This window comes from Micromonospora sp. NBC_01412 (genome assembly GCF_045040215.1).
Taxonomy (GTDB): Bacteria; Actinomycetota; Actinomycetes; order Mycobacteriales; family Micromonosporaceae; genus Micromonospora; species Micromonospora rubida.
The window spans coordinates 7,164,800-7,186,859 of sequence record NZ_CP109528.1 but is presented as its reverse complement, the minus strand read 5'-3'; the positions used below and the strand labels follow the sequence as shown (position 1 = coordinate 7,186,859).

At 71.1% G+C, this 22,060-nt stretch carries 24 protein-coding genes and 1 pseudogene; 16 read left to right on the top strand and 9 right to left on the bottom strand.

Annotation, left to right across the window (positions count from 1 at the left end):
• Positions 1-45: 45 nt before the first annotated feature.
• The 3 genes from OG617_RS31405 to OG617_RS31395 form a co-directional block, all read right to left on the bottom strand.
• The gene (locus tag OG617_RS31405; protein ID WP_405104025.1) at positions 46-945 is read right to left on the bottom strand and encodes a 5'-3' exonuclease H3TH domain-containing protein; all 900 of its coding nucleotides are present in this window, start codon (positions 943-945) and stop codon (positions 46-48) included.
• A gap of 70 nt (positions 946-1,015) precedes the next feature.
• The gene (locus tag OG617_RS31400; RefSeq protein WP_405096505.1) at positions 1,016-1,240 is read right to left on the bottom strand and encodes a hypothetical protein; all 225 of its coding nucleotides are present in this window, start codon (positions 1,238-1,240) and stop codon (positions 1,016-1,018) included.
• Positions 1,241-1,463: 223 nt separating this feature from the next.
• The gene (locus OG617_RS31395) at positions 1,464-2,240 is read right to left on the bottom strand and encodes a Clp protease N-terminal domain-containing protein (protein WP_405096504.1); all 777 of its coding nucleotides are present in this window, start codon (positions 2,238-2,240) and stop codon (positions 1,464-1,466) included.
• Between the two features lie 223 nt (positions 2,241-2,463).
• Here OG617_RS31395 and OG617_RS31390 point away from each other — a divergent pair, with 223 nt between their 5' ends.
• Positions 2,464-3,579: a M24 family metallopeptidase gene (locus OG617_RS31390; protein ID WP_405096503.1), complete on the top strand. Its 1,116-nt coding sequence runs from the start codon at positions 2,464-2,466 to the stop codon at positions 3,577-3,579.
• Positions 3,576-4,718, top strand: a complete 1,143-nt coding sequence (locus OG617_RS31385) for an acyl-CoA dehydrogenase family protein (protein ID WP_405096502.1) — start codon at positions 3,576-3,578, stop codon at positions 4,716-4,718. Before OG617_RS31390 ends, OG617_RS31385 begins: the two co-directional genes overlap by 4 nt.
• A 37-nt stretch (positions 4,719-4,755) precedes the next feature.
• Here OG617_RS31385 and OG617_RS31380 read toward each other — a convergent pair whose 3' ends face one another.
• Positions 4,756-5,364, bottom strand: a complete 609-nt coding sequence (locus OG617_RS31380; protein WP_405096501.1) for a TetR family transcriptional regulator — start codon at positions 5,362-5,364, stop codon at positions 4,756-4,758.
• A gap of 95 nt (positions 5,365-5,459) precedes the next feature.
• On the opposite strand from OG617_RS31380, the gene OG617_RS31375 reads away from it, so the two are divergent.
• From OG617_RS31375 to OG617_RS31365, 3 genes are all read left to right on the top strand, one after another.
• A complete protein-coding gene (locus OG617_RS31375; RefSeq protein WP_405096500.1) occupies positions 5,460-6,500 on the top strand; it encodes an NAD(P)-dependent alcohol dehydrogenase in 1,041 nt (346 codons plus the stop codon).
• Positions 6,501-6,763: 263 nt separating this feature from the next.
• Positions 6,764-6,988 carry a DUF433 domain-containing protein gene (locus OG617_RS31370; RefSeq protein ID WP_405096499.1) on the top strand — a complete coding sequence of 75 codons (225 nt, stop codon included), beginning with the start codon at positions 6,764-6,766 and terminating at the stop codon, positions 6,986-6,988.
• Positions 6,989-7,014: 26 nt separating this feature from the next.
• The gene (locus OG617_RS31365) at positions 7,015-7,518 is read left to right on the top strand and encodes an Lrp/AsnC family transcriptional regulator (RefSeq protein WP_405096498.1); all 504 of its coding nucleotides are present in this window, start codon (positions 7,015-7,017) and stop codon (positions 7,516-7,518) included.
• Here the strand turns inward: OG617_RS31365 and OG617_RS31360 are convergent.
• Complete coding sequence (locus tag OG617_RS31360; RefSeq protein WP_405096497.1) at positions 7,451-8,059, bottom strand: histidine phosphatase family protein; 609 nt, start codon at positions 8,057-8,059, stop codon at positions 7,451-7,453. The two genes, OG617_RS31365 and OG617_RS31360, sit on opposite strands and share 68 nt — an antisense overlap.
• 169 nt (positions 8,060-8,228) lie before the next feature.
• Here OG617_RS31360 and OG617_RS31355 point away from each other — a divergent pair, with 169 nt between their 5' ends.
• Positions 8,229-8,423 (top strand): CsbD family protein, encoded by a 195-nt coding sequence (locus OG617_RS31355; protein ID WP_396681424.1) that lies wholly within the window; start codon positions 8,229-8,231, stop codon positions 8,421-8,423.
• Between the two features lie 65 nt (positions 8,424-8,488).
• On the opposite strand, the gene OG617_RS31350 is transcribed toward OG617_RS31355, so the two are convergent.
• Positions 8,489-9,268, bottom strand: coding sequence for an isocitrate lyase/phosphoenolpyruvate mutase family protein (locus tag OG617_RS31350; protein WP_405096496.1), 780 nt, complete (start codon positions 9,266-9,268; stop codon positions 8,489-8,491).
• Positions 9,265-10,038 carry a cytochrome P450 gene (locus OG617_RS31345; protein WP_405096495.1) on the bottom strand — a complete coding sequence of 258 codons (774 nt, stop codon included), beginning with the start codon at positions 10,036-10,038 and terminating at the stop codon, positions 9,265-9,267. Before OG617_RS31345 ends, OG617_RS31350 begins: the two co-directional genes overlap by 4 nt.
• 177 nt (positions 10,039-10,215) lie before the next feature.
• On the opposite strand from OG617_RS31345, the gene OG617_RS31340 reads away from it, so the two are divergent.
• Entirely contained in the window at positions 10,216-11,046 is an 831-nt protein-coding gene (locus OG617_RS31340) for an ArsR/SmtB family transcription factor (protein WP_405096494.1), read from the top strand.
• Here OG617_RS31340 and OG617_RS31335 read toward each other — a convergent pair.
• Positions 11,003-11,320: a methyltransferase family protein gene (locus OG617_RS31335; protein ID WP_405104024.1), complete on the bottom strand. Its 318-nt coding sequence runs from the start codon at positions 11,318-11,320 to the stop codon at positions 11,003-11,005. The two genes, OG617_RS31340 and OG617_RS31335, sit on opposite strands and share 44 nt — an antisense overlap.
• A 374-nt stretch (positions 11,321-11,694) precedes the next feature.
• Between OG617_RS31335 and OG617_RS31330 the strand changes: the two genes are divergently transcribed.
• From OG617_RS31330 to OG617_RS31320, 3 genes and pseudogenes are all read left to right on the top strand, one after another.
• Positions 11,695-12,159 (top strand): RNA polymerase sigma factor, encoded by a 465-nt coding sequence (locus OG617_RS31330; RefSeq protein WP_405096493.1) that lies wholly within the window; start codon positions 11,695-11,697, stop codon positions 12,157-12,159.
• A gap of 266 nt (positions 12,160-12,425) precedes the next feature.
• A complete protein-coding gene (locus tag OG617_RS31325) occupies positions 12,426-13,046 on the top strand; it encodes a hypothetical protein (RefSeq protein WP_405096492.1) in 621 nt (206 codons plus the stop codon).
• Positions 13,047-13,120: 74 nt separating this feature from the next.
• Positions 13,121-13,240: pseudogene (locus OG617_RS31320) on the top strand (helix-turn-helix domain-containing protein); the annotation flags it as partial.
• Positions 13,241-13,458: 218 nt separating this feature from the next.
• Here OG617_RS31320 and OG617_RS31315 read toward each other — a convergent pair.
• On the bottom strand, positions 13,459-14,865 hold the full coding sequence (locus OG617_RS31315; RefSeq protein WP_405096491.1) for a KamA family radical SAM protein: 1,407 nt from the start codon (positions 14,863-14,865) through the stop codon (positions 13,459-13,461).
• Positions 14,866-15,019: 154 nt separating this feature from the next.
• Here OG617_RS31315 and OG617_RS31310 point away from each other — a divergent pair, with 154 nt between their 5' ends.
• The 6 genes from OG617_RS31310 (at position 15,020) to OG617_RS31285 (ending at position 21,767) form a co-directional block, all read left to right on the top strand.
• Positions 15,020-16,069 carry a zinc-binding alcohol dehydrogenase gene (locus OG617_RS31310; RefSeq protein ID WP_405104023.1) on the top strand — a complete coding sequence of 350 codons (1,050 nt, stop codon included), beginning with the start codon at positions 15,020-15,022 and terminating at the stop codon, positions 16,067-16,069.
• A gap of 5 nt (positions 16,070-16,074) precedes the next feature.
• Positions 16,075-17,661 (top strand): amidohydrolase, encoded by a 1,587-nt coding sequence (locus tag OG617_RS31305; protein WP_405096490.1) that lies wholly within the window; start codon positions 16,075-16,077, stop codon positions 17,659-17,661.
• A 74-nt stretch (positions 17,662-17,735) separates the two neighbouring features.
• Positions 17,736-19,295, top strand: a complete 1,560-nt coding sequence (locus OG617_RS31300; protein ID WP_405104022.1) for a lysine 5,6-aminomutase subunit alpha — start codon at positions 17,736-17,738, stop codon at positions 19,293-19,295.
• Positions 19,292-20,044: an OAM dimerization domain-containing protein gene (locus OG617_RS31295; protein WP_161692414.1), complete on the top strand. Its 753-nt coding sequence runs from the start codon at positions 19,292-19,294 to the stop codon at positions 20,042-20,044. The genes OG617_RS31300 and OG617_RS31295 overlap by 4 nt, the downstream gene beginning before the upstream one ends.
• Positions 20,041-20,433 carry a hotdog domain-containing protein gene (locus OG617_RS31290; protein WP_396681411.1) on the top strand — a complete coding sequence of 131 codons (393 nt, stop codon included), beginning with the start codon at positions 20,041-20,043 and terminating at the stop codon, positions 20,431-20,433. Before OG617_RS31295 ends, OG617_RS31290 begins: the two co-directional genes overlap by 4 nt.
• Entirely contained in the window at positions 20,430-21,767 is a 1,338-nt protein-coding gene (locus OG617_RS31285) for a glutamate mutase L (protein WP_405096489.1), read from the top strand. The genes OG617_RS31290 and OG617_RS31285 overlap by 4 nt, the downstream gene beginning before the upstream one ends.
• Positions 21,768-22,060: the final 293 nt, after the last annotated feature.

Sequence of the window (22,060 nt, the reverse complement as noted above, 5' to 3'; positions counted from 1 at the left end):
CACCGGTGCGGCCGGCGGGGCCCGTGGTCCGGCCGGCCGTCGGGGTCAGCCCTGGGCGGCCAGGGCGTCGACGAGCCGCCGGCAGGAGCCGGCGAGGTTCCACCGCTCGGCCAGCTCCAGCAGCCGGTCGGGGGCCACCGGCGACTGCGGCAGCGCGGTCGGCAGCTCCGGCAGCGGCACGTCCAGCGCCACCCGCACCACCTTCGGCGCGACGGTCAGGTAGTCGCGGGAGGCGTCGAGCTTGGCCCGCAGGCCGGGGGCGAAGCCGGAGTCGGGGGCGTCGAGGGCGGTGAGGATGCCGTCGAGGTCGCCGTACCGGTCGATCAGCCGGGCGGCGGTCTTCTCCCCGACGCCCGGCACCCCGGGCAGCCCGTCGCTAGGGTCGCCGCGCAGGGCCGCGAAGTCGGCGTACCGGTCGGCGGGCACCCCGTAGCGGGCCCGCACCGCCGTGTCGTCGCAGTCCTCCAGCTTCGCCACGCCCCGCCCGATGTAGAGCAGCCGCACCCCGCGGGCGTCGTCGATGAGCTGGAACAGGTCCCGGTCGCCGGAGACCACCTCCACCGGCGCCTCCTGGGTGACCGACAGGGTGCCCAGCACGTCGTCGGCCTCGTACCCGGCGGCGCCGACGACGGTGATGCCGACCGCTGCCAGCACGTCCAGGATCATCGGCACCTGCGGGGTGAGGGTGTCCGGCACCACCTCGCCGCCCTCCGGGGCCAGCCGGTGCGCCTTGTACGACGGCAGCAGCGCCACCCGCCACTCCGGCCGCCAGTCGTGGTCCATCGCGCAGACCATCCGGTCGGGGCGGCGGGTGCGGATCAGTGTGGCGAGCATGTCGAGGAAGCCACGCACCGCGTTGACCGGGGTGCCGTCCTCGGCCTTCGCCACGGACTCGGGGATGCCGAAGTAGGCCCGGAAGTAGAGGCTGGGAGCGTCGATCAGCATGATCGGGGGTCGGTGTGCCACGCCGGACAGCGTGGCACAACCGTCCGACGATCCGGGTACGGCGCGGCGGTCAGCGCGGCTCGTCGTGCCGGTAGAGGGTCTCCCGGCGGGCCAGGCGCTGCACCGCGTAGCTCGCCACCAGCAGGACGAGCGCCACGATGGCCTCCAGCCACGCGACGGCCCCGTCGGCGATGGTCAGGCCCACGGCCAGCAGCACCAGCCCGGCGATGGCGAGTATGCCGGCCCAGAGCAGCCGACGTCGCCGCTGCCCACGTTCGCGCTCGCTCGCAGCCACCCGCGTCGCCCGCCCTCCGTGCGTCAGCCTCCGCCGAACCCCGGTCGGCGCAGAACCAGGCTATCGACACCGTGGCCCGGCCCGGGTGGCTTCGCGGGGTGCCGGGGCAGCCAGCCCGAGCGCTACCCCGGGCGGCGTGCCGGGCGCCCGGCCCCGACCCGCCGCGGGACGCGAGCGGCGTTCGTCGACGCCGGGCCGGCGGATCGGCGACCGCCGACTGCGGTCACCGCTGCCCAGGGCCGGCGTCGAGGCGCCGCTCCAGGTTCTCCAGGCGTGCGACGATCGGCTGGAGCTGCTGGTGCACCGCCGCGGCCAGCGCCCGCGTCGGGTCGGCGGCCGCGGCACCGGGGGCCTGGGCGCGCAGGTGCATGTAGCCGGCCAGGGCGGCGACCACGGACCGCCGCACCAGCCGGGGCTCGGCGCCCAGCGCCCGCAGCACCTGCCCGGCGGTGCCGTCGGGCTCGGTGACCAGGCCCAGGAGCAGGTGTTCGCAGCCCACGTAGTTGTGCCCTAGGGCGATCGCCTCGGTCGTGGTCAGTTCGAGCGCTCCGGCGGCGGGGGTGCTGGGGTGCAGCGAGCCCTCGCCCGTCGGGCCCGGCTCGGCGGCCGGGTGCCGGTCCAGGTCGCGCTGGACGTGCGCGGGGTCGATCTCCATCGCCCGCAGCACGTGCAGCGCAAGGTTCTGTCCCTCGGCGAGCATGCCGGCCAGCAGGTCGCCGGTGCCCACCGACGTCGCGCCGGCGGCGCGGGCCCGGTCGATCGCCAGCGTGACGACGGTGCGGGCGCGCGCGGTGAACCGGGGCAGCCGCTCGCCCAGGTCGTCGGCCCCCAGGTCGCCCAGGGCGGTCTGCCGGATGGCGGTGACCTGGCGGACCGCCTGCTCCAGCGCGCGCTGGCAGACCGCCGACACGGGCACGCCGCTGTCCCGGACCGCGTCGGCCAGCTCGTCGGGCAGGTACACGTTGATCTTCGGCACGTCCGCCTCCAATGGGGTTAGCAACGGGTTATGTTATAGGTATACCCCTAGCGGGGTTAGCTAGGCCAGTGATTGTCTCCCCTAAGACAATCAGACGCGGTCCCGGCGGCCGGCCGACACGTCCGGTTGGCGCCCGCGCGCCCCCGTACCCGCTGCCTGTCCGCTCAGGACGGACGACTCGCCGCCCGGGCTGCTTCGGCACCGCACCGGCTCCCGGGAGCGACCAAACGACCGTTAAGCTGGCCGGGTGAGAACCGACGAGTTGTACCCGGCCGACCGGCTGGCCGCCGCGCGGCGTGCCACCACCGCCGCCGGCCTCGACGCGCTGCTGCTCACCCCCGGCTCGGACCTGCGCTACCTCACCGGCTACGACGCCCACGCCGGGGAGCGGCTGACCTGCCTCGTGCTGCCCGCCCGGGGCGAGCCCACGCTGATCGTGCCCACCCTGGAACGCCCCGCCGCCGAGGCGTCCCCCGCCCCGGCCACCGGCGTGCGGATCGTCGACCATCCCGACGGCACCGACCCGTACCCTCTGGTGGCCGCCGCCCTCGACGGGCCGGTCGCGGCCGTCGGCCTGGCCGACCGGATGTGGGCCGAACAGGTCCTCGCCCTGCGTGCTTTGCTGCCCGCAGCCACCCAGCGCCTCGCCGGCGACGTGCTGCGCGAGCTGCGCATCCGCAAGTCCCCGGCCGAGGTGGCCGCCCTCACCGAGGCCGGCGCCGCCATCGACGCCGTGCACCTGCGGATGGGGGAGTGGCTGCGCCCCGGCCGCACCGAGGCCGAGGTCGGCACCGACATCGCCGCCGCGATCCGCGCGGCCGGCCACGTTACCGTCGACTTCGTCATCGTCGCCGCCGGCCCCAACGGCGCCAGCCCGCACCACGGCACCTCCGACCGGCCGATCGGCGCCGGGGAGCCCGTCGTGGTGGACATCGGCGGCACCATGCCGTCGGGCTACCGCTCCGACTGCACCCGCACGTACGTCGCGGGTGGCCCGCCCCCGGCGGAGTTCACCGACTACTACTCGGTGCTGTACGCCGCCCAGGCCGCCGCCGTCGCCGCGGTCCGTCCCGGCGTCACCGCCGAGGCCGTCGACGCCGCCGCCCGTGACCTGATCACCGCCGCCGGGTACGGCCCGGCGTTCCTGCACCGCACCGGCCACGGCATCGGCCTGGACGGCCACGAGGACCCGTACGTGGTCGCCGGCAACCCCCGGCCGCTGGAACCCGGCATGGCGTTCTCCGTCGAGCCGGGCATCTACCTCGCGGGCCGACACGGCGCCCGCATCGAGGACATCGTCGTCTGCACGACGGACGGCGTGGCCCGGCTCAACACCACCCCCACGGAGCTCATCGCGCTATGACTGTCGACCGGATACTGCCTACCGACGAGGCCCACGACCTGCTCGACCTGGCCACCGAACTCGCCGACCGGGAACTCGCCCCCCGGGCCGCCGGATTCGAGCAGCGCGCCGAGTTCCCCCGCGAGCTGCTGCGCACCCTCGGCCGCGCGGGCCTGCTCGGCCTGCCGTACCCCGAGGCCCACGGCGGTGCCGCCCAGCCGTACGAGGTCTACCTCCAGGTGTTGGAGATCCTCGCCAGCCGGTGGCTCGCCGTCGCCGAGGCGGTCAGCGTGCACACCCTGTCCTGCTACCCGGTCGCCCAGTTCGGCACCGACGCCCAGCGCAAGCTGCTGCCCGACATGATCGGCGGCGAGCTGCTCGGCGCGTACTGCCTGTCGGAGCCCCAGGGCGGCTCGGACGCGGCGGCGCTGACCACCCGCGCCACCCGCGACGGCGACGCGTACGTGGTGACCGGCACCAAGGCGTGGATCACCCACGCCCGGGTCGCGGACTTCTACAACATCTTCTGCCGCACCGGCGGGCCCGGCCCGAAGGGCATCTCCTGCCTGCTCGCCGACCGCGACACCCCCGGCATCATCCCCCAGGCCGCCGAGCGGACCATGGGCCTGCACTCGTCCCCGGTGGCCCAGATCGCCTTCGACGACGCCCGCGTCCCGGCCGACCGGCTGATCGGCGGGGAGGGGGCCGGCTTCACCATCGCCATGTCCGCCCTGGACTCCGGCCGGCTCGGCATCGCCGCCTGCGCCGTGGGCCTGGCACAGGCAGCCCTCGACTACGCGCTCGGCTACGCCCGCGAGCGGCAGCAGTTCGGCCGGGCGATCGTCGACTTCCAGGGCCTCGGCTTCATCCTCGCCGACGCGGCCACCCAGATCTCCGCCGCCCGCGCCCTCACGCTGCACGCGGCCCGGCTGCGCGACGCCGGCCGGCCGTACTCGATCGAGGCGGCGAAGGCGAAGCTGTTCGCCAGCGACATGGCGATGCGGGTGACCACCGACGCGGTGCAGGTGCTCGGCGGCGCCGGCTACGTGGCCGACCACCCGGTCGAGCGGTACCTGCGCGAGGCCAAGGTGCTCCAGATCGTGGAGGGCACCAACCAGATCCAGCGGCTGGTCATCTCTCGCGACCTGGCCAGGGGCTAGCCTCCGGCTGCCGTCGCCCGGAGGGCTTCATTTGCGGTCATGCGGGGGATGCGTCGCCGCTGCCGGTCGCTGTGGCTCGTCGGACGCAGTCGCGCAGCAGAACGCGGCGCTGGTCGTGTACGTCATCGGGTTCCTGGCTGCTGGCCGCGTACACATTGCTGACCGGTGACCAGGCCATGGACATGGCGATGACCATGGCCATGATGTCGAACGGGTCACCCGCGCGCACCCGCCCGGCGTCCTGGGCCTCGGCGATGGCCGTGAGCTTGCGATCGTCGTAGTGCTGGTGGGTCTCGACGAGGTGCCCGGCAGGCCGGCGCTCCAGGCGGGTCCAGGTCGCCAGCCGGATGAGGTCGGGGCGGCGCAGGTATTCGTCGTAGAGGCGCACGGCCCAGTCCGCGAGGTCGTCGGCGTCGATGGGCACGACGTTGGTGATGCGCTCCAGCGAGGTGAGGAAGATCGCGTCGAAGAGCCGTTCCTTGTCACCGAAGTAGGCGTAGAGCTGCGCCTTGTTGGTGCGCGCTGCCGTCACGATGCGGTCGATGCGCGCCCCGGCGATGCCGTGCTGGGCGAACTCCTCGGTGGCGGCCTCCAGGATGCGCCGGTAGGTCGCGGCGCCTCGCGAGGTCTGGGGCTGTTCCGGCATGCCCCCACCCTAGCAAACAGAACAGTTCGTTTGCTTCGCGGCTGCGATCGTGCCTAAGCTACGACAGACCGGACAGTCTATTTGAGGATTCACCTATGCGAACAACCACCGGATGGCGGGCGACCGGCCCGATGACGCTGCGGCGCACGTCGCTGGAGCGCCGTGACCTGCGCCCGGACGACATCGCGGTGCAGGTCGACTACTGCGGCGTGTGCCACTCCGACCTGCACGCCCTGCACGACCACGGCCAGCACCCGAAAGCGCCCCTGGTGCCCGGTCACGAATTCACCGGCGTGGTGACCGGGACCGGTTCCGAGGTGACCGCCTTCTCGGTCGGCGATCCCGTCGCGGTGGGCAACATCGTTGACTCCTGCGGCGTGTGCGCCATGTGCGAGGTCGGACAGGAGAATTTCTGCCAGTCCTTCCCGACCCTGACCTACGGCGGCACCGACCGGCAGGACGGGTCGATCACCCTGGGCGGCTACTCCCGCGAGTACGTCGTGCGCGACACCTTCGCCTACCCGCTCCCCTCCAACCTCGACCCGGCCTCAGCCGCCCCGCTGATGTGCGCCGGCGTCACCGTCTGGGAACCCCTGCGCTCTCTCGGCGTGGGCCCCGGCAGCCGCGTCGCCGTGGCCGGGCTCGGCGGCCTCGGCCACCTCGCGGTCAAGATGGCCGTGGCGCTCGGCGCCACCACGACCGTCATCAGCCGCACCCGGGACAAGCGCGACGACGCCCGCCGGCTCGGCGCTCACGACCTCATCGATTCCACGGACACCCAGCAGACGGCTGCGGCACGCGACACCTTCGACGTCGTCATCGACACCATCTCGGCACCGCACGACCTTGCCCCGTATCTGAAGATGGTGGCGATGGACGGCACCCTCAGCCTCGTCGGGTACCTGGGCCCAGTCACCGTCGAGGCCATGGACCTGCTTGTCGGCCGCAAGAAGCTCAGTTCCGCGGGCAGCGGAGGCCGCCGCGCGACAGCCGAGATGCTCCGGTTCTGCGCCGACAACGGCATCGCCGCCGACATCGAAGTACTCCCGTCGTCGCAGGTGGACACGGCACTCGACCGCCTCCGGCGAAACGACGTCCGTTACCGCTTCGTGCTCGACATGTCAGACCTGGACTGAAGCGGCGGCTGACGCCGACAGCCCGCGGCCTGCCCAAGACGTCGACCGAGCAGGACGGCATCCCGGGGCCGATCTTCTACAAGCGGATGCAGAACTGGCTGCGGATCACGTTCGGCTACACCGGCCCGATCGACGGGCGATGGGACCGAACTCCTGGCGCGGCTTCGCCCGCTTCCTCAACCAGGACTGCTGGGACTGGCCCCCCACCGACGGGACCGACCCACCGACGGCCGGTCCGCAGGGGCACCGCCTAGCCTGGCCCGATGGACTTCGAACGGATCACCGTCGACCCCGACGTCATGGGCGGCGTGCCCTGCGTGCGCCAGTCCCGGGTGCCGGTCGCCACGGTCCTGGCCATGATGGCCGACGGGATGAGTGCCACGGACATCCTCACCGACCTGCCGTTCCTGGCCGAGGAGGACATGGCCGAGGTGCTGCACTACGCGGCGGACGCGGTGCGCGACCGGGCGGCCCCTCGTCGCGGGTGAGCGCGATTACGGGTAGGTTGCAGGCCGTGGAGGACATCGACCGGGCCATCGTCGCGGCGCTGACCGCCGACGGGCGGCTGTCGTACACGGTTCTGGCGGAGAAGGTCGGCTTGTCGGTGTCCGCGGTGCACCAGCGGGTCCGCCGGCTGGAGCAGCGCGGGGTGATCAAGGGGTACGCCGCCCGGGTGTCCTTCGAGGCGCTGGAGCTGCCGCTGACGGCGTTCGTGGCGATCCGGCCGTTCGACCCGTCGCAGCCCGACGACGCCCCGGAGCGGCTGGCCCACCTGCCGGAGATCGACTCCTGCTACTCGGTGGCGGGGGAGGACTTCTACCTGCTGCTGGTGCGGGTGGCGAGCCCGGCGGACCTGGAGCGGGTGCTCCAGGAGATCCGCACGGCCGCGAACGTCACCACCCGTACGACGGTCGTCCTGTCCACCCCGTACGAGAACCGGCCGCCGAAGATCAGTGGCGACCCGCCGCCGCGTCGGCCCCGGGCGGCGGGGGAGCCGACTGGTTCCACCGCTGGATGACCCGCCGCCCGTGCTCGTGGCCGAGCACGCTGACGGTGGCCGTGTCCAGCCGTAGCCGACCGCCGGCGGCCGGCGGCAGCCCGATCCACCGGGCGCCGAGCACCCGCAGGCTGTGCGCGTGGCCGACCAGGGCGACGTCCCCGGAGTCGAGCAGGGCGGCGACGCGGCCGAGCACCCGGTCCAGCCGCTCGCCGACCTCGGTGGGGGATTCCCCGCCCGGGCAGCCGTCGATCCAGATGTCCCAGCCCGGTCGGTCGGCCTGGATGTCGGCGGTGGTCCGGCCCTCGTACTCGCCGTAGTTCCACTCGGTCAGGTCCGGGTCGGTGGCGGTGACGGCCAGCCCGGCCAGCCGCGCGGTGCGCAGCGCCCTGGTGCGCGGGCTGGACAGTACCTGGGCGAACCGCCGGCCGCCGAGGAAGCCTTCCAGCGCGCGGGCCTGGCGCTCACCGTCGGGGGTGAGGCCCAGGTCGGTGTACGAGGTGTGCCGGCGGCTGGCGCTCCACTCGGTCTCGCCGTGCCGGACGAGCATGATCTCTCCCATCCACCCAGTCAACCAGGCCCGGCCGCCGTCACCCCGCTTCACCTAGCCTCCTAGGACGCCCAGCGGGGTGTGTGAACCCGCACCGGGGGAGTTTCCGACCCGCGCGGTCGGGCATCCCTGCTCACGGGGCCGCACGGCCCAGGAATCGCCGGAACAGAGGGAGTCCGAGATGAGCTTCACCGACAAGGCGAAGAACAAGGCCCAGGAGCTGACCGGCGCCGCCAAGGAGCGGATCGGCGAGGCCACCGACAACGAGCGGATGCGGGCCGAGGGCGCCACCGAGCAGAGCGACGCGCGGGCCCACCAGGCGGGCGAACATGCCAAGGACGCCGGCCGGGATGTGCGGGACGCGTTCACGAAGTGACCTGACCACGGCGGGCCCGGAGGGAACCCTCTCCGGGCCGGGGTTGAGGAAGATCGGCATAGAAGTTAGCGCCGAGGGTGATCGGGAGTCAGGCCCTGTACCTCGGCGTACGTCGGCGCCCTTCCTGTCACCGGACGGCCCGCCTGGATGTCGACCGCCGTGTCCACCGCGGCGCCGAGTGCCACCCGGAACAGCAGTGATCCCAGACTCACCCGGGCCACGCCCACCTCGCCGAGTTGGGCGACGGAGGGGCCGGTGGGTGAGTACAGAATGTTCAGCGGGATGTCGAGCCTCTTCACCAGGGAGGCGATTCCGGCCAGGTCAGACAGGCCCGGAACGAACACGCCATCCGCTCCAGCCTGCCGGTAGGCGTCGAGCCGGCGTGAGGTTTCCGCCTCACGGCCGCCCAGCCAGTACGTGTCGGTACGGGCGTTGACGAATAGGTCCGGTGCGGCGGCTTTCACCGCTTCGATCTTCGCTGCGTGTACGGCGGTAGGGGTGAGTGTGCCGTCATCCCGGCCGTCTTCCAGGTTGATGCCCGCCGCTCCGGCCGCCGCCAGGTCGCGGGCGAACTCCCCCACCTCTCCAGGGTCGTTACTGAACCCGCCCTCAGCGTCCACGGAGACCAGGTATGGTCCCTTGCCGAGCCGTTGGGCCAGGAGGAGGGTTTCGTCCCAGGTCGCCGCTGTACCGTCGGCCAGGCCGGCGGCTGCGGCCACGCCGAGGCTCGTCGTGCCGATCGCCGGGAAGCCTTGCGCAGCGAGGGCTACCGCCGAGGCGTGGTCCCAGGCGTTGGGGAGCAGTAGCGGCGTACCGGCGTGGTGCAGCGCCGCAAAGCTGATCATGATGGCCCTCCGTTGGAGGTGCGGTCGTCGGTGATCAGAGCATCAGGATCTCTGCTCAGTGCACCAGCAGCGATGGCCATGGCGTGGTCTCGCCCTGGACACACGCGCGGTGGGCTGCCGAAGGTCAGCGATGGTGGACCAGAGCGTTCAAGGTCGAAGGCTTCCGGGTCCGTGAATACCTCCGGATCGCGGTTGGCTGCGGCGACGGCCAGGATGACCAACTCCCCTTCGGCGATAGCTACCCCCGCGACGCGGGTATCGCGGACGGCCATCCGACACGTCGCACGTACCGGTGGATCGTGTCGTAGGGTCTCGACCAGCAGCGTCTCGATGTCATGGCCGGCCGGGCGGCCACCGGCCGCTCGCCTGGCATGGTCGATCAGGCTGCCGGTGGCGTCGCATGCCTGGACGAGCAGTCCGATCCGGTTGGCGGCGGCCTCTAGCGCGGGATCATCCCCGCAGTCCGTGGGAAGCATGAGGGTCAGCACCTTGGCGACCGCCTGGTCGGCGGCAGTGTCATGTGCGTCGCCGAAGTACGCCCCCGCCACGATGGTGATCGCCTCCACGACCGCGTCCGGCTCTGGAATCCCCAGGGCGTCGGCGAGGGCCCGGACCGAGGCCCGGCGAGCGTCATCGTCGGGATCGAGAGCGATGGCCTTTCGAAGCACGAGCGGGTCCAGGCGGGCGAGGTCGGCGTCCACCAGTGCCCGACGCCGCGCATGGGTCTCGCCCGAGCTGAACCGGGCCACGGTGGCACGTAGCCAGGCCACGCCGCCCACCGGACCGGATTCGGCGGGCGGCGGGCGGCGGGACAAGATGCGGGTCGGCGAGGGCGGCCCGCACGTCGGCGTAACGGGCGAACTCGTGCACGGAGCTGATCATGCCTCGACGGTAGACGCGATACAGTTCGGCCCTCGCCGAACTGTACCGAGGGGGAGGATGAGGACATGTCACTCGCCCAGACGGCCGCGCTGCTCGCCGACCAGACCCGGGCGGCGTTCTGTATGGTCTTGCTCGACGGCCGAGCCTGGACCGTGGGCGAGTTGGCCCGGCACGCCAGGGTCTCACCGTCGACCGCGAGCGAACACCTTACCCGCCTGATCGCCGGCGGCCTGCTGGCCGAGGACCGCCAGGGCCGACACCGCTATGTCCGGCTGGCCAACCCGACAGCGGCGGCCCTGATCGAGGACCTGGCGTCATACTCTCCGCTGACGCCGAGCCCCAAGAATCTGCGCGAATCGCTACAGATGGGCGCCGAAGCGCGAGCGCGGACCTGCTATGACCACCTGGCAGGAACCCTGGGCGTGGCCATTGCCGACGCTATGACGGACCGGGGTTTCCTCACCGATGACCGGGGGCTCGCCATCACCGAGCCGGGCCTGGCATGGCTCACCGATCTGGGCATCGACCTGGCCTCCCGTAAAGGATCCAGGCCCATGATTCGGCCCTGCCTGGACTGGACGGAACGGCGGATCCACCTGGCCGGTGCGGTTGGGGCGGCGCTGTGCGACTGGGCGTTCCGCCGGCACTTGATCGAGCGGATCGGGTCCGGCCGGGCGCTGCAGGTCACGCCGGACGGCCAGCGGACCTTCAGAGAATCCTTCGGAATCGACATGGCGCCGGCAAGGACGGGGCATGGCGATTGCCAAGGCCAAGGGCGAGCCCAAGTTGTCCACGCCGGGGCAGGTGCACCTGGTGAAGGCCCGGCCGTAGCTTCCAGCGAAAATCCAACGATTAGGCGTTGGTCTTGCTCGTGTGGTTGGTGCTGGCTGGTTTGATGCGGCCGATGCCGGGGAGGAATCGGCCGGCTCGGGCGGCGTAGTTGAGGTAGGTCGGCCAGCGGGTGGTGATGAGGTAGGGCTCTTCGACGGCGCGGACCTGGATCTGCACCGCGGTGAGCAGGCACGTCGCCGTCAGGATGCTGACGGCGGTGGGGACCATACCGGTCAGGCCGGTAGTGATGGCGAGCATGCCGGTGAAGATCGGGTTGCGGATGCGGGCGAACAGGCCGTTGGTGACCAGTGCCGTTTGCTCGCGGGTGTCGACGCCGATACGCCAGGAGGCGCTCTGTCCGTTGTGGATGTTGTGTTGCTCGTCCCACGAGCGTCCCCCGCGTTCCGTCCTGTCCGGTACGGTCCGGGCGAGTCCGGCTGGCTTCTGGCCTTGCGCCCGTTCGTTTGCCTACTTCTCAAGATGGCGGGATGAGGTCGGGTGCGGTCTGCGGGCGCGATGTACTGCTGCGGTTATCCGAGTGGTAGTCGGTTCGGTGCGGCGGGCCGTCAGATATCGGATGTGGTAGCGGGAGCCTTTGCTCTGGCGGGGCGGTTCCCATGGAGGGACGGATCTATTTCTCGGCTGCCGCCGAACGATCCGCGCGGTTGCGTCGTCTAGGGAGTGAAGAGGATCGAGCGGCGAGGAGGCGGTGGGTGCTCAATCCTGAGGAACTGGACCGGGTGCGCGGTGTGCTGTACCTGTCCGGGTTGCGGGGCGACGACATCGACGACGCGGCGCAGGAGGTCCAGCTTCGCGTCCTCGAACGGGCGCCGGCCGGCTTGCGTAACCGGGCGGCATGGGCGTGCGCTGTCGCCGCGAACCTGGCCCGGGACTGGCTGCGGCGCCGCGGCCGGTGGCAGGCTGCCGAGGACGTCCTCCGGCGAAAGCCCGTCCCGCTCACCAGCGATCCGGACCTCGCGCTGGCCAACGCCGTCGCCGTCGGGCTGCGTCGCCTCGATTCGGACCTGCGGGCAGTCCTCGTCCTGCGCTTCTATGCCGACCTGCCGGTCCGGGACATCGCGCAGATGCTCGATGTACTTGAGGGAACGGTGAAGTCCCGGCTGCACCGGGCGACCAGCGCGATGCGTGAGCTTCTGCCAAGGGAGACTGTGTTATGAACGACGACAGCGAACGTGCCCTGCGGGCCGGACTGGACGAGGAGGCGGACCAGGACGTGCCCTGCGTTGAGCGGGCTGACGCCGAACGGGACATCATGTCGATCCGGCGAGGGCTGGCCCTGCTGGCAGCCCAGACCGACCTGGTCCGGTCAACAGCCCAGCTGTCGGCTGGGGCCGACCCGGCAGTGGCGCGCGACGCCGGTGGACGGAAGCCGGGGAGCGCAAGCGTCGACACACTTTGGCGCTGGTGGCGGGGACCCCGACGGGTGCTCGTCACGGCCGGTTCGGGGATTGCCCTCGCCGCTGGGGTGGCCGGGTTCGTGGTTCTGGGGCCGCACACCGCACCGCGAAGCTCGGAGAGGGATGTTGTCGCCTATCCGCCATCCGTCGCCCCGACGACGGAAGACGATGTTCGGCAACCAACCGGAGACTTCGCCCGCCCGACCGCAGTATCCAGCGGGTCCGGATCCGACGCGCAGAAGCCGGGACCGCCGCTGACACTTCCGCAACGGGTGGCGCAGGCGGACCGCATCGTCGTCGGAACGGTCACCCGGGTGGACCGTGGTGTCCGCCAGGTCCAGGGCGGTGTGCCGTACATCCTCGCCAGCGTTCGCGTCGAAGAGACGCTCAAGGGGCCGGCGGGGGATGTCGTCGCCCTGGAATACGACTACACCGGCAAGCAGGATCCGGACAGCGTGCACACACCCTGGTCGGTCGGTGACCATGTGCTGCTGTTCCTGGTGTCTGACCTGGGCACGATCTTCGCTGACGTCCGCCCCACCCACCTGCAGGTGGCGGGCGGCGAGCGGGGCCGGTACCACCTCGACGGCGATCAACTCGTGCGTGCCGGCTTCACTCTCGACGACGTTCGGCGACTCGCCGGGTAGATCACCACAACCTGTGAGCCGTGCTGGTGGGCTACTGACGCGCGCGGCGGTTTCCGCCTGGCCGAAAGGGCCGGGCCGTGAAGCTGCACGCCGCGGGTGAGCACACCATCGCGGATCTGGTCGAGCTGTTCAGCGTGTCGCGGCCGACCGTGTACCGGACGCTGGACAAGGCTGCGGTCGCGGCCGCAGCGTAAACGTCGAGGGTTCCGGCAGCGCGTCTCATCCCGCACGACCCGCGTTCAAGATCACCCTGAACATTGATTTCTGTACCGATTTTCCTCAGCCGCGGGGCCCGCCGCCTGCACCTAGTGTCCTAGGATGCGGTAGCGGCCGCTACCCGCCTCACCCGACCCGAAAAACCGCCAGCCCCCGCTAATGCGGGGGCTGGCGGAGTGAGCTGAGGAGGCGAAGGTCAGTCGTTGTGGTGCTCGCGCCACCACTGCTGGCCGGAGGCGGGGAGCGTGTCGATCGGGTCGTAGTAGGCGTAGCGCTTGTTGAGCGCCTCCAGGTCGGCCGACTCGATGGAGGTGCGGTAGTTCTTCGTCCAGTACGAGATGCCGCGCTCGCGGTCGTACTCGGTGAGCATGTGCACCCAGCGCTTGCCGACGAACGGGACGTCGCAGACGATCCGCGGGGTGGCGTAGCCGGGCAGGTAGCCCATGATGTCGTGCTGGAGCTGCTGGGCGTGCCAGACGGGGACCCGCCAGTGCTCGGCGTTGGGGATCATGTCGCACATGTAGAAGTAGTACGGCAGGATTCCGGCCTCACCCTGGAGCGCGAAGCAGAGGTCGAGCAGGTCGGGGGTGGTGGCGTTGACGCCGCGCATGAGCACGCCCTGGTTGCGTACGTCCCGCACGCCGACGTCGAGGGCGGTCTGGGCTGCCTTCGCGACCAGCGGGGTGATCGACTGGGCGTGGTTGACGTGGGTGTGGATGGCCAGGTTGACGCCGCGGCGGGCGGCGGTGCGTGCGACCCGCTCCAGGCCCTCGACGACGTCGGGCTGGAGCCAGTGCTGGGGCAGGCCCATGAGGGCCTTGGTGGCGAGCCGGACGTCGCGGACGGTGTCCAGTTCGAGCAGCCGCATCAGGTACGACTCAAGGTTGCGCCACGGCACGTTGGCCACGTCGCCGCCGGAGACGACGACGTCACGGACGCCGGGGTGGGCCTTGAGGTAGGCGATGTGGGCGTCGTACCGGTCGACGGGCTTGAGGGTGAGCTTGAGTTTGTCGACGGTGGGGGTGGAGTTGCCGACGAGGTCCATCCGGGTGCAGTGCCCGCAGTACTGGGGGCAGGTGGAGAGCAGCTCGGCGAGGACCTTGGTGGGGTAGCGGTGGGTGAGGCCCTCGGCGACCCACATGTCGTGTTCGTGCAGGGAGTCGCGGCTGGCGTAGGGGTGGGAAGGCCAGTCGGTTCGCCGGTCGGAGGCCACGGGGATCATGTAGCGCCGGATCGGGTCGGCGAGGAACGCCTCGGTGGTCATCGGCGCGAACGGGACCATGGTGTTGATCATTTGTGGGGGCACCAGCATGGACATGGTGGCCAGGGCCTTCTGGTCGGCCTCGAGGTCGGTGTAGAAGGACTCGTCGACGGTGTCGCCGAGGACGGTGCGGAGCTGCTTGATGTTCTTGACGCAGTTGACGCGCTGCCACTGTGCGTTCTCCCACTGCTCGCGGGTGACGTGGCGCCAGCCGGGGAAGCGGGTCCAGTCGGGTTCGACCAGGGGGCTGCGGCGGTATTCGTACGGCTGCCCGGCGGTCGGTACGGCGACCGGGGCGTGACGGGGTTGAGGGATGGTCTCAACCGGTTGGGTCTGGGTCACGGCCCCTCCTCGGTGCGTGGTGCGGATGATCAGCAGGCCGTAGGCTACTGGAAAATATCCGGTGAAGAAATTAGTCTGCCGTAAGTTTTCCCGCGACGCGAGTCCTGGTCAGGGCTTCGGGCGGTTGGAAGGGGAGGTTGGCGTGACGTCACCGGTGGGTTTGCACCGCGTTGTCGAACCGGCGGGGGTGCTGCCGCAGGCGGCATGGCGGCTGGACGCCAGCCCGACGATCGCGCCGAACGAGGTGCGTATCAGGGTGGAGCGGCTGAACCTGGACGCGGCGAGCTTCCGGCAGTTGTGGGAGAAGCACGGCGGGGACGGGGAGAAGGTCCGCGCCGAGGTTCTGGAGATCGTTTCCACTCGGGGCAAGATGCAGAACCCGGTGACCGGGTCGGGTGGGATGCTCATCGGCACCGTCGACGAGGCGGGGCGGCGCTCCCCGCTGGGGCTGAGGGCGGGCGACCGGGTGGCGACGCTGGTGTCGCTGACGCTGACCCCACTGACGATCACCGACGGGTTGGCCCGCTGGGACGGCCGCAGCGAGCAGGTGCCGTGCGACGGGTACGCGATCCTGTTCGCCCGGTCGATCGCGGCGGTGCTGCCGGCGGACCTGCACCCGGAGTTGTCCCTCGCGGTGCTGGACGTGTGCGGGGCGCCGGCGCTGACCGCGCGGGTGGTCCACGAGCGTGTGCAGCGGCGGGAGTGGGAGCGCGATCCGAGGCCGGTGAGCGTGGCGGTGATCGGTGGAGCGGGCAAGAGCGGATCGCTGTCGTTGGCGGCGGCGCGTCAGGCGGGCGCGGGTCGTACGGTCGGGGTGGTGCCGGTGGCGGCGGAGCGGGACGCCCTGGTGGCGGCGGGCCTGGCCACGGAGGTGGCGTTGGCCGACGCGCGGGATCCGGTGGCGCTGTCGACGGCGGTGACGACGGCGCTGGGGGTGCCGGCGGACGTGACGGTGGTGTGCGTGGACGTGCCGGGTTGTGAGCACGGCGCGGTGTTGGCCACGGCGGACGGCGGGACGGTGATCTTCTTCTCGATGGCGACGAGTTTCGCGGCCGCCGCGTTGGGCGCGGAGGGGTTGGCTGCGGACGTGACGATGCTGGTGGGCAACGGGTACGTGCCGGGGCACGCGGAGCTGGCGTTGGGGTTGTTGCGGTCCGAGCCGGGGGTGCGTGGTCTCTTCGAGGCGCGGTTGGCGGCAGACTGAGAGCCATGACGAACCCCTCGACGACGCGCCCGGTGACGTTGTACCGCGGTGGTGTGCTGCATTGTCCGGCGGATCCGGGTGCCACGGCGTTGCTGGTGCGGGACGGGCGGATCGCCTGGTTGGGGGTCGACGCGGATGCGCCGGCGGCGGACCGGGTGGTGGATCTGGGCGGGGCGTTGGTGACGCCGGCGTTCGTGGACGCGCACGTGCATGCCACGGACACGGGGTTGGCGTTGTCGGGGCTGGACCTGTCGGGGGTGCGGTCGGTGGGTGGGCTGTTGGACGCTGTGGCCGGGTTCGCGGTGGGTCTGCCGGCGGATGCGGTGGTGCTGGGGCACGGCTGGGACGAGTCGGGTTGGGTGGAGAGGGCGCTGCCTGGTGCGGCCGGGTTGGGGCGGGCTGCCGGGGGGCGGCGGGTGTATCTGTCGCAGGCGTCGATCCATTCGGCGTTGGTGTCGGAGGCGATGTTGGTGGCGTGTCCGGAGGCGGCCGGGGCGGCGGGGTTCGACGCGTCGGGGTGGTTGCGGCGTGACGCGCATCATGTGGTGCGGGCGGCGGCGTTGGCGTCGGTGAGTCGGGAGCAGCGGGTCGCGGCGCAGCGGGTGGCGTTGGCGCATGCGGCGTCGTTGGGGATCGCGGCGGTGCACGAGTGTGGTGGGCCGGAGATTTCCGGTGAGGAGGATTTCACGGGGTTGTTGGTGTTGTCGGGTGCCGGGGTGCCGGAGGTGTACGGGTACTGGGGTGAGTTGGGTGGTGCGGCGCGGGCGCGGGAGTTGGGTGCGGTGGGTGCGGGTGGGGATCTGTTCGCGGACGGGGCGTTGGGGTCGCGGACGGCGCATGTGTCGGGGGCGTACCTGGATGGTGAGCCGGGGGCGTGTGGGCACGGGTATGTGAGCGCGGGGCAGGTGCGTGATCATTTGTTGGACTGTGCGGCGCATGGGATGCAGGGCGGGTTCCACGCGATCGGGGATGCGGCGATCTCGACGGTGTTGGGGGGGTTCGCGGGGGCGGCGGAGAAGTTGGGTGTGGATCGGGTGCGGGCGGCGCGGCACCGGGTGGAGCACGCGGAGATCATGAGTAGGCGGTTGATCGCGGGGTTTGTGGAGTTCGGGGTTGTGGCGAGTGTGCAGCCGGCGTTCGACCGGTTGTGGGGTGGGGCGGGTCGGATGTATGAGTCGCGGTTGGGGTTGGGTCGGTCGTTGGAGTCGAATCCGGTGGGTGCGATGCATTCGGTCGGGGTGGCGTTGGCGTTCGGGTCGGATTCGCCGGTGACGCCGTTGGATCCGTGGGGGTCGGTGCGGGCGGCGGTGGCGCATCACAATCCGGTGCAGCGGATGAGTGTGCGGGCGGCGTTCGCGGCGCACACCCGGGGTGGGTGGCGGGCGGTGCACCGTGATGGTGAGGGTGTGTTGGCGTTGGGGGCGGCGGCGACGTTCGCGGTGTGGGCGACGCCGGCGGGGGTGGATCGGGGTCTGCCGGTGTTGCAGGCGTCGGATCCGGAGGCGCGGGGTGCGGAGGATGTGACGCCGTTGCCGGTGTGTCGGCGCACGGTGCTGCGTGGCGAGGTGATCTATGAGGAAGGGTCTGCGTGAGCGAGCGTAGCGAGCGAACCATTGATGGGGTGCGGGCGCGTGTCGCGTCGTCGCCGAGCGTATTGGGGGGCGGTGTGGTGGGGAAGCTTGGCCTGGATCCGGTGCTGGTGGCGCGGGCGCGGGAGTTGGCGCGTCGTGCGGGGCAGCCGGTGGTGGATATGGCGCGTAGCCATACGACGGTGTCGGTGGAGCGGGCGGTGCTGCGGTTGGCGGGGGTGACCGGTGCGGATCCGGATGGTATTCCGTGGGTGAATCGTCTGGTGGATGCGGTTGTCGCTGATGTGGGGTTGGGGCATGGGGTGGCGTTGCCGGTGTTCGACGCTCTGGTTCGGGAGCAGAGCACCGATGTGACGTTGTTGGCGCAGAAGGCGGCGGCGGGGTCGGTGCGGTTCGCGCTGCCGGCGGGTAGGTCGGCCACGGCTGCGCGGCGGGCCGCGCGGAAGACGGTGGCGGCGGGGGTGCGGCAGATCGACCGGCGGCGGGTGGAGCGGGATCGGTTGGTGAAGCGGTACGGGGATCCGGCGCAGCGGCCGTGGATCTATTTGATTGTGGCGACGGGTGACATTTACGAGGACATTCCGCAGGCGCAGGCGGCGGCGCGGGCGGGTGCGGATGTGATCGCGGTGATCCGGTCGACGGGGCAGTCGTTGTTGGATTATGTGCCGGAGGGTGCGACGCGGGAGGGGTTCGCGGGGACGTATGCGACGCAGGAGAATTTCCGGTTGATGCGGGCGGCCCTGGACGAGTCGTCGCGGGAGTTGGGTCGGTATGTGCGGTTGACGAATTACGCGTCGGGGTTGTGTATGCCGGAGATGGCGACCCTGGCGGGGTTGGAGCGTCTGGACATGATGCTCAACGATTCGATGTACGGGATTCTGTTCCGTGACATCAATCCGGTGCGGACGTTTGTGGACCAGCGGTTCTCGCGGCAGGTGCATGCGCGGGCGGGGATCATCATCAATACGGGTGAGGACAACTATCTGACCACTGCGGATGCGGTGGACGAGGCGCACACGGTGACGGTGTCGCAGTTGTTGAACGAGTATTTCGCGCATGAGGCGGGGTTGGCGGACTGGCAGTTGGGGTTGGGGCACGCGTTCGAGATCAACCCGGATGTGCCGGAGTCGTTCCGGTTGGAGTTGGCGCATGCGTTGTTGGCGCGGGAGTTGTTCCCGGATGCGCCGTTGAAGTGGATGCCGCCGACGAAGCACATGACGGGGGACGTGTTCCGGGGGAATCTGCTCGACGGGTTCTTCAACTTGGTGGGCGCGATGACGGGGCAGGGGATTCTGCTGGTGGGGATGATGACGGAGGCGGTGGTGACGCCGTGGCTGTCGGATCGGGACATCGCGTTGCAGAACGTGCGGTATGTGTTGGGTGCGGCGGGTGGGTTGCACGAGGATTTCGTTCCGGCGCCGGGCGGGTTCATCCAGCAGCGGGCGAATCGGGTGTTGGGCGAGGCGTTGGATCTGTTGGACCGTATCGGTGAGCAGTCGTTGTTGACGGCGATCGCCGAGGGCACATTTGGGATCATGAAGCGGCCGGCGGACCGGGGTAAGGGTCTGTCGGGGGTGGCGGCGCACGAGGGTGACTACTACAACCCGGCGACGGAGATCCTGGAGCAGGCGGCATGACGGAGAAGCAGGTCGTCCGGCCGTACGGGGACACCACCGGTGACGGGATGGTGCAGGTGTCGTTCACGTTGCCGGTGCCGCATGACAAGCGGGCCGAGGGCGCGGCGGTGCAGTTGGCGAACAGGATGGGCATCGACCCGGCGATGCTGGTGCACGCGAAGCCGATGAGTGACGGGTTCACGTTCTTCGTGGTGTATGGGCGGGTTAACCACCTGGTGGATCTGGCGGCGGTGCGGGTGGTGGAGCGGGACTTTCCGTTGCTGTCGGCCAAGGAGGTCAACGCGCTGGTGAAGCAGCGGTTGCGGCGGAAGTTGTCGGTGGTGGGGGCGTGTATCGGCACGGACGCGCACACGGTGGGCATCGACGCGATCCTGAACGTGAAGGGGATCGCAGGGGAGAAGGGCCTGGAGTACTACCGGGAGTTGAAGGTGTCGAACCTGGGTGCGCAGGTGAGCGTGCCGGAGTTGGTGGAGGCGGCGCGGGTGGAGCGGGCCGACGCGGTGCTGGTGTCGCAGGTGGTGACGCAGCGGGACGCGCATCTGCACAACACGCGGGAGATGTCGGCGGCGTTCCGGGAGGCGATGCCGGCGGGCCGGCGTCCGCTGTTGATCGTGGGTGGGCCGCGGTTCGACGAGTCGATGACGGGCGAGTTGGGCGTTGATCGGATTTTCGGGCGGGGGACCACGCCGGGTGAGGTGGCTTCCTACCTGGTGCACGCGTTGGTGACGAGCAAGAAGGCGAAGGCATGAGTGATTCTCGGGTCGGTCTGACGGTGGCGCACCGGCGGTATGTGCCGTATTCGCATGCGCACTACGCGGGGAGCCTGGTGGACGGGGCGTACGCGTTGGGGTTGTTCGGTGACGTGGCGACGGAGGTGTGTATCCGTACCGACGGTGATGAGGGGTTGTTCGCGTCGTATTCGGATGTGCAGTTCCGGGCGCCGATGCGGGCGGGGGATGTGCTGGAGGTGACGGCGACGGTGACCCGGGTGGGGACGCGTAGCCGCACGATCGATTTCGAGGCGCGGGTGGTGTGTCGGGGGCGTCCGGATCGGTCGGAGTCGGCGGCGGAGGTTCTGGATCCGCCGGTGGTGGCGGTCACGGCGACCGGCACGGTGGTCGTGCCGGCGTCGGTGTGAGGGTCGCGGTCTGCGCCGACGTCGGGTCGACGTACACGAAGGCCGCCGTGGTGGACCTGGACTCCGGTCGGTTGGTGGGGGCGGGGTCGGCGCCGACGACGGTGGGCAGTGATGTGCTGCGGGGTCTGGATGCGGCGGTGGCGTCGGCGTCGGTGGGCGTCGCGGTGGGTGACGCGCCGTGGTATGTGTGTTCGTCGGCCGGTGGTGGGTTGCGGCTGGCGGTGGTCGGCTACGAGCCGCTGGTGACGGCGCAGGCGGGTCGGCGGGTGGGGTTGTCGGCGGGGGCGAACGTGGTGCATGTGGCCGCCGGCCGGTTGGGCGCTGCGGGGTTGGCGGCGTTGCGGGCGGCCCGCCCGGACGTGGTGCTGTTGGTCGGGGGCACCGACGGCGGTGACGCGGAGGTGTTGACGCACAACGCGACCCGTCTGGCGCGGGCGCGGTGGCGGGTGCCGGTGGTGTTGGCCGGCAATGTTGACGTGCGTGACGGGTTGGGTGCGCTGCTGGTGGCCGCCGGGGTGCCGGTGACGGTGGCGGACAATGTGCTGCCGCGGATCGGGGTGCTGGCGCCGGCGTCGGCGCGGGCGGCGATCCGGGAGGTGTTCCTGCGGCACGTCATCGGTGGGAAGGGGTTGTCGCGGGGGCCGCGGTTCTCCCGGTTGGTGCGGGCGGCCACCCCGGACGCGGTGTTGACGGGGGTGGAGGTCCTCGCCGACGCGGTCGGTGGTGATCTGGTGGTGGTGGACGTGGGTGGGGCGACCACGGACGTGTATTCGGTGTTGACGCCGGACGAGCGGGCCGATGGTCCGGGTCGGGAGGTGGCGGGGACGTTGTGGCGGGCCCGCACGGTGGAAGGGGATCTGGGGGTGCGGTGGAGCGCCCCTGGGGTGGTGCGGGCGGCGGTGGAGGAGCGGCTGGTCGGCGGCGGCGAGGAGGCCGGGTTGGCGGCGGCGGCGCAGGTGCGGGCGGCGGATCCGGGGTTCCTGCCGGGGGGTGACGCGGATCGGGAGGTGGATGCGCGGTTCGCGGCGTTGGCGGCGACGGTGGCGGTGCGGCGGCATGCGCGGGGTGGGGCGACGGGGGAGCGTGGGGGGCGGGATCTGCGGGACGTACGGCTGCTGGTGGGGTCGGGGGGTGTGCTGCGTCACGTCACGCCGGTCGTGTCGGCGGTGGTGTTGGGGGCGGTGTTGGGTGATCACGCGGGTGGGTGGCCGGTGCCGCGGGACGCTCGGTCGGTGGTGGACGTCGACTATGTGCTGGCCGCGGGTGGGCTGCTGGCGGGGGACCATCCGGTGGCGGCGGGGGCGTTGCTGCGCCGGCACCTCGGGGCGGATTGAGACACGCCGACGCGACACGCCGTGGTGAACGGCACGACAGGCCGGTGGTGGGTTGACAGGGCCTGGGGTGCGGCACGTACCGTCTTTGAGTCCTACTACGGGAAGCGGCTGTTGTTCGCTTCGTCCCTTCGTCCGCTGGCCGAGTGACCTTCGGGTCGCGGCGGCCAGGTCCAGCGGGCGGGGGTCGGCGGGGCGGCGCGAACCGGCCGCGGTTACCGGTGTACGGGCAGGGTGAGGTGCACGGCCAGTAGACAACGGCCAGGCGGGGGCAGCCAGTCTTCCGTCGGGTCGGT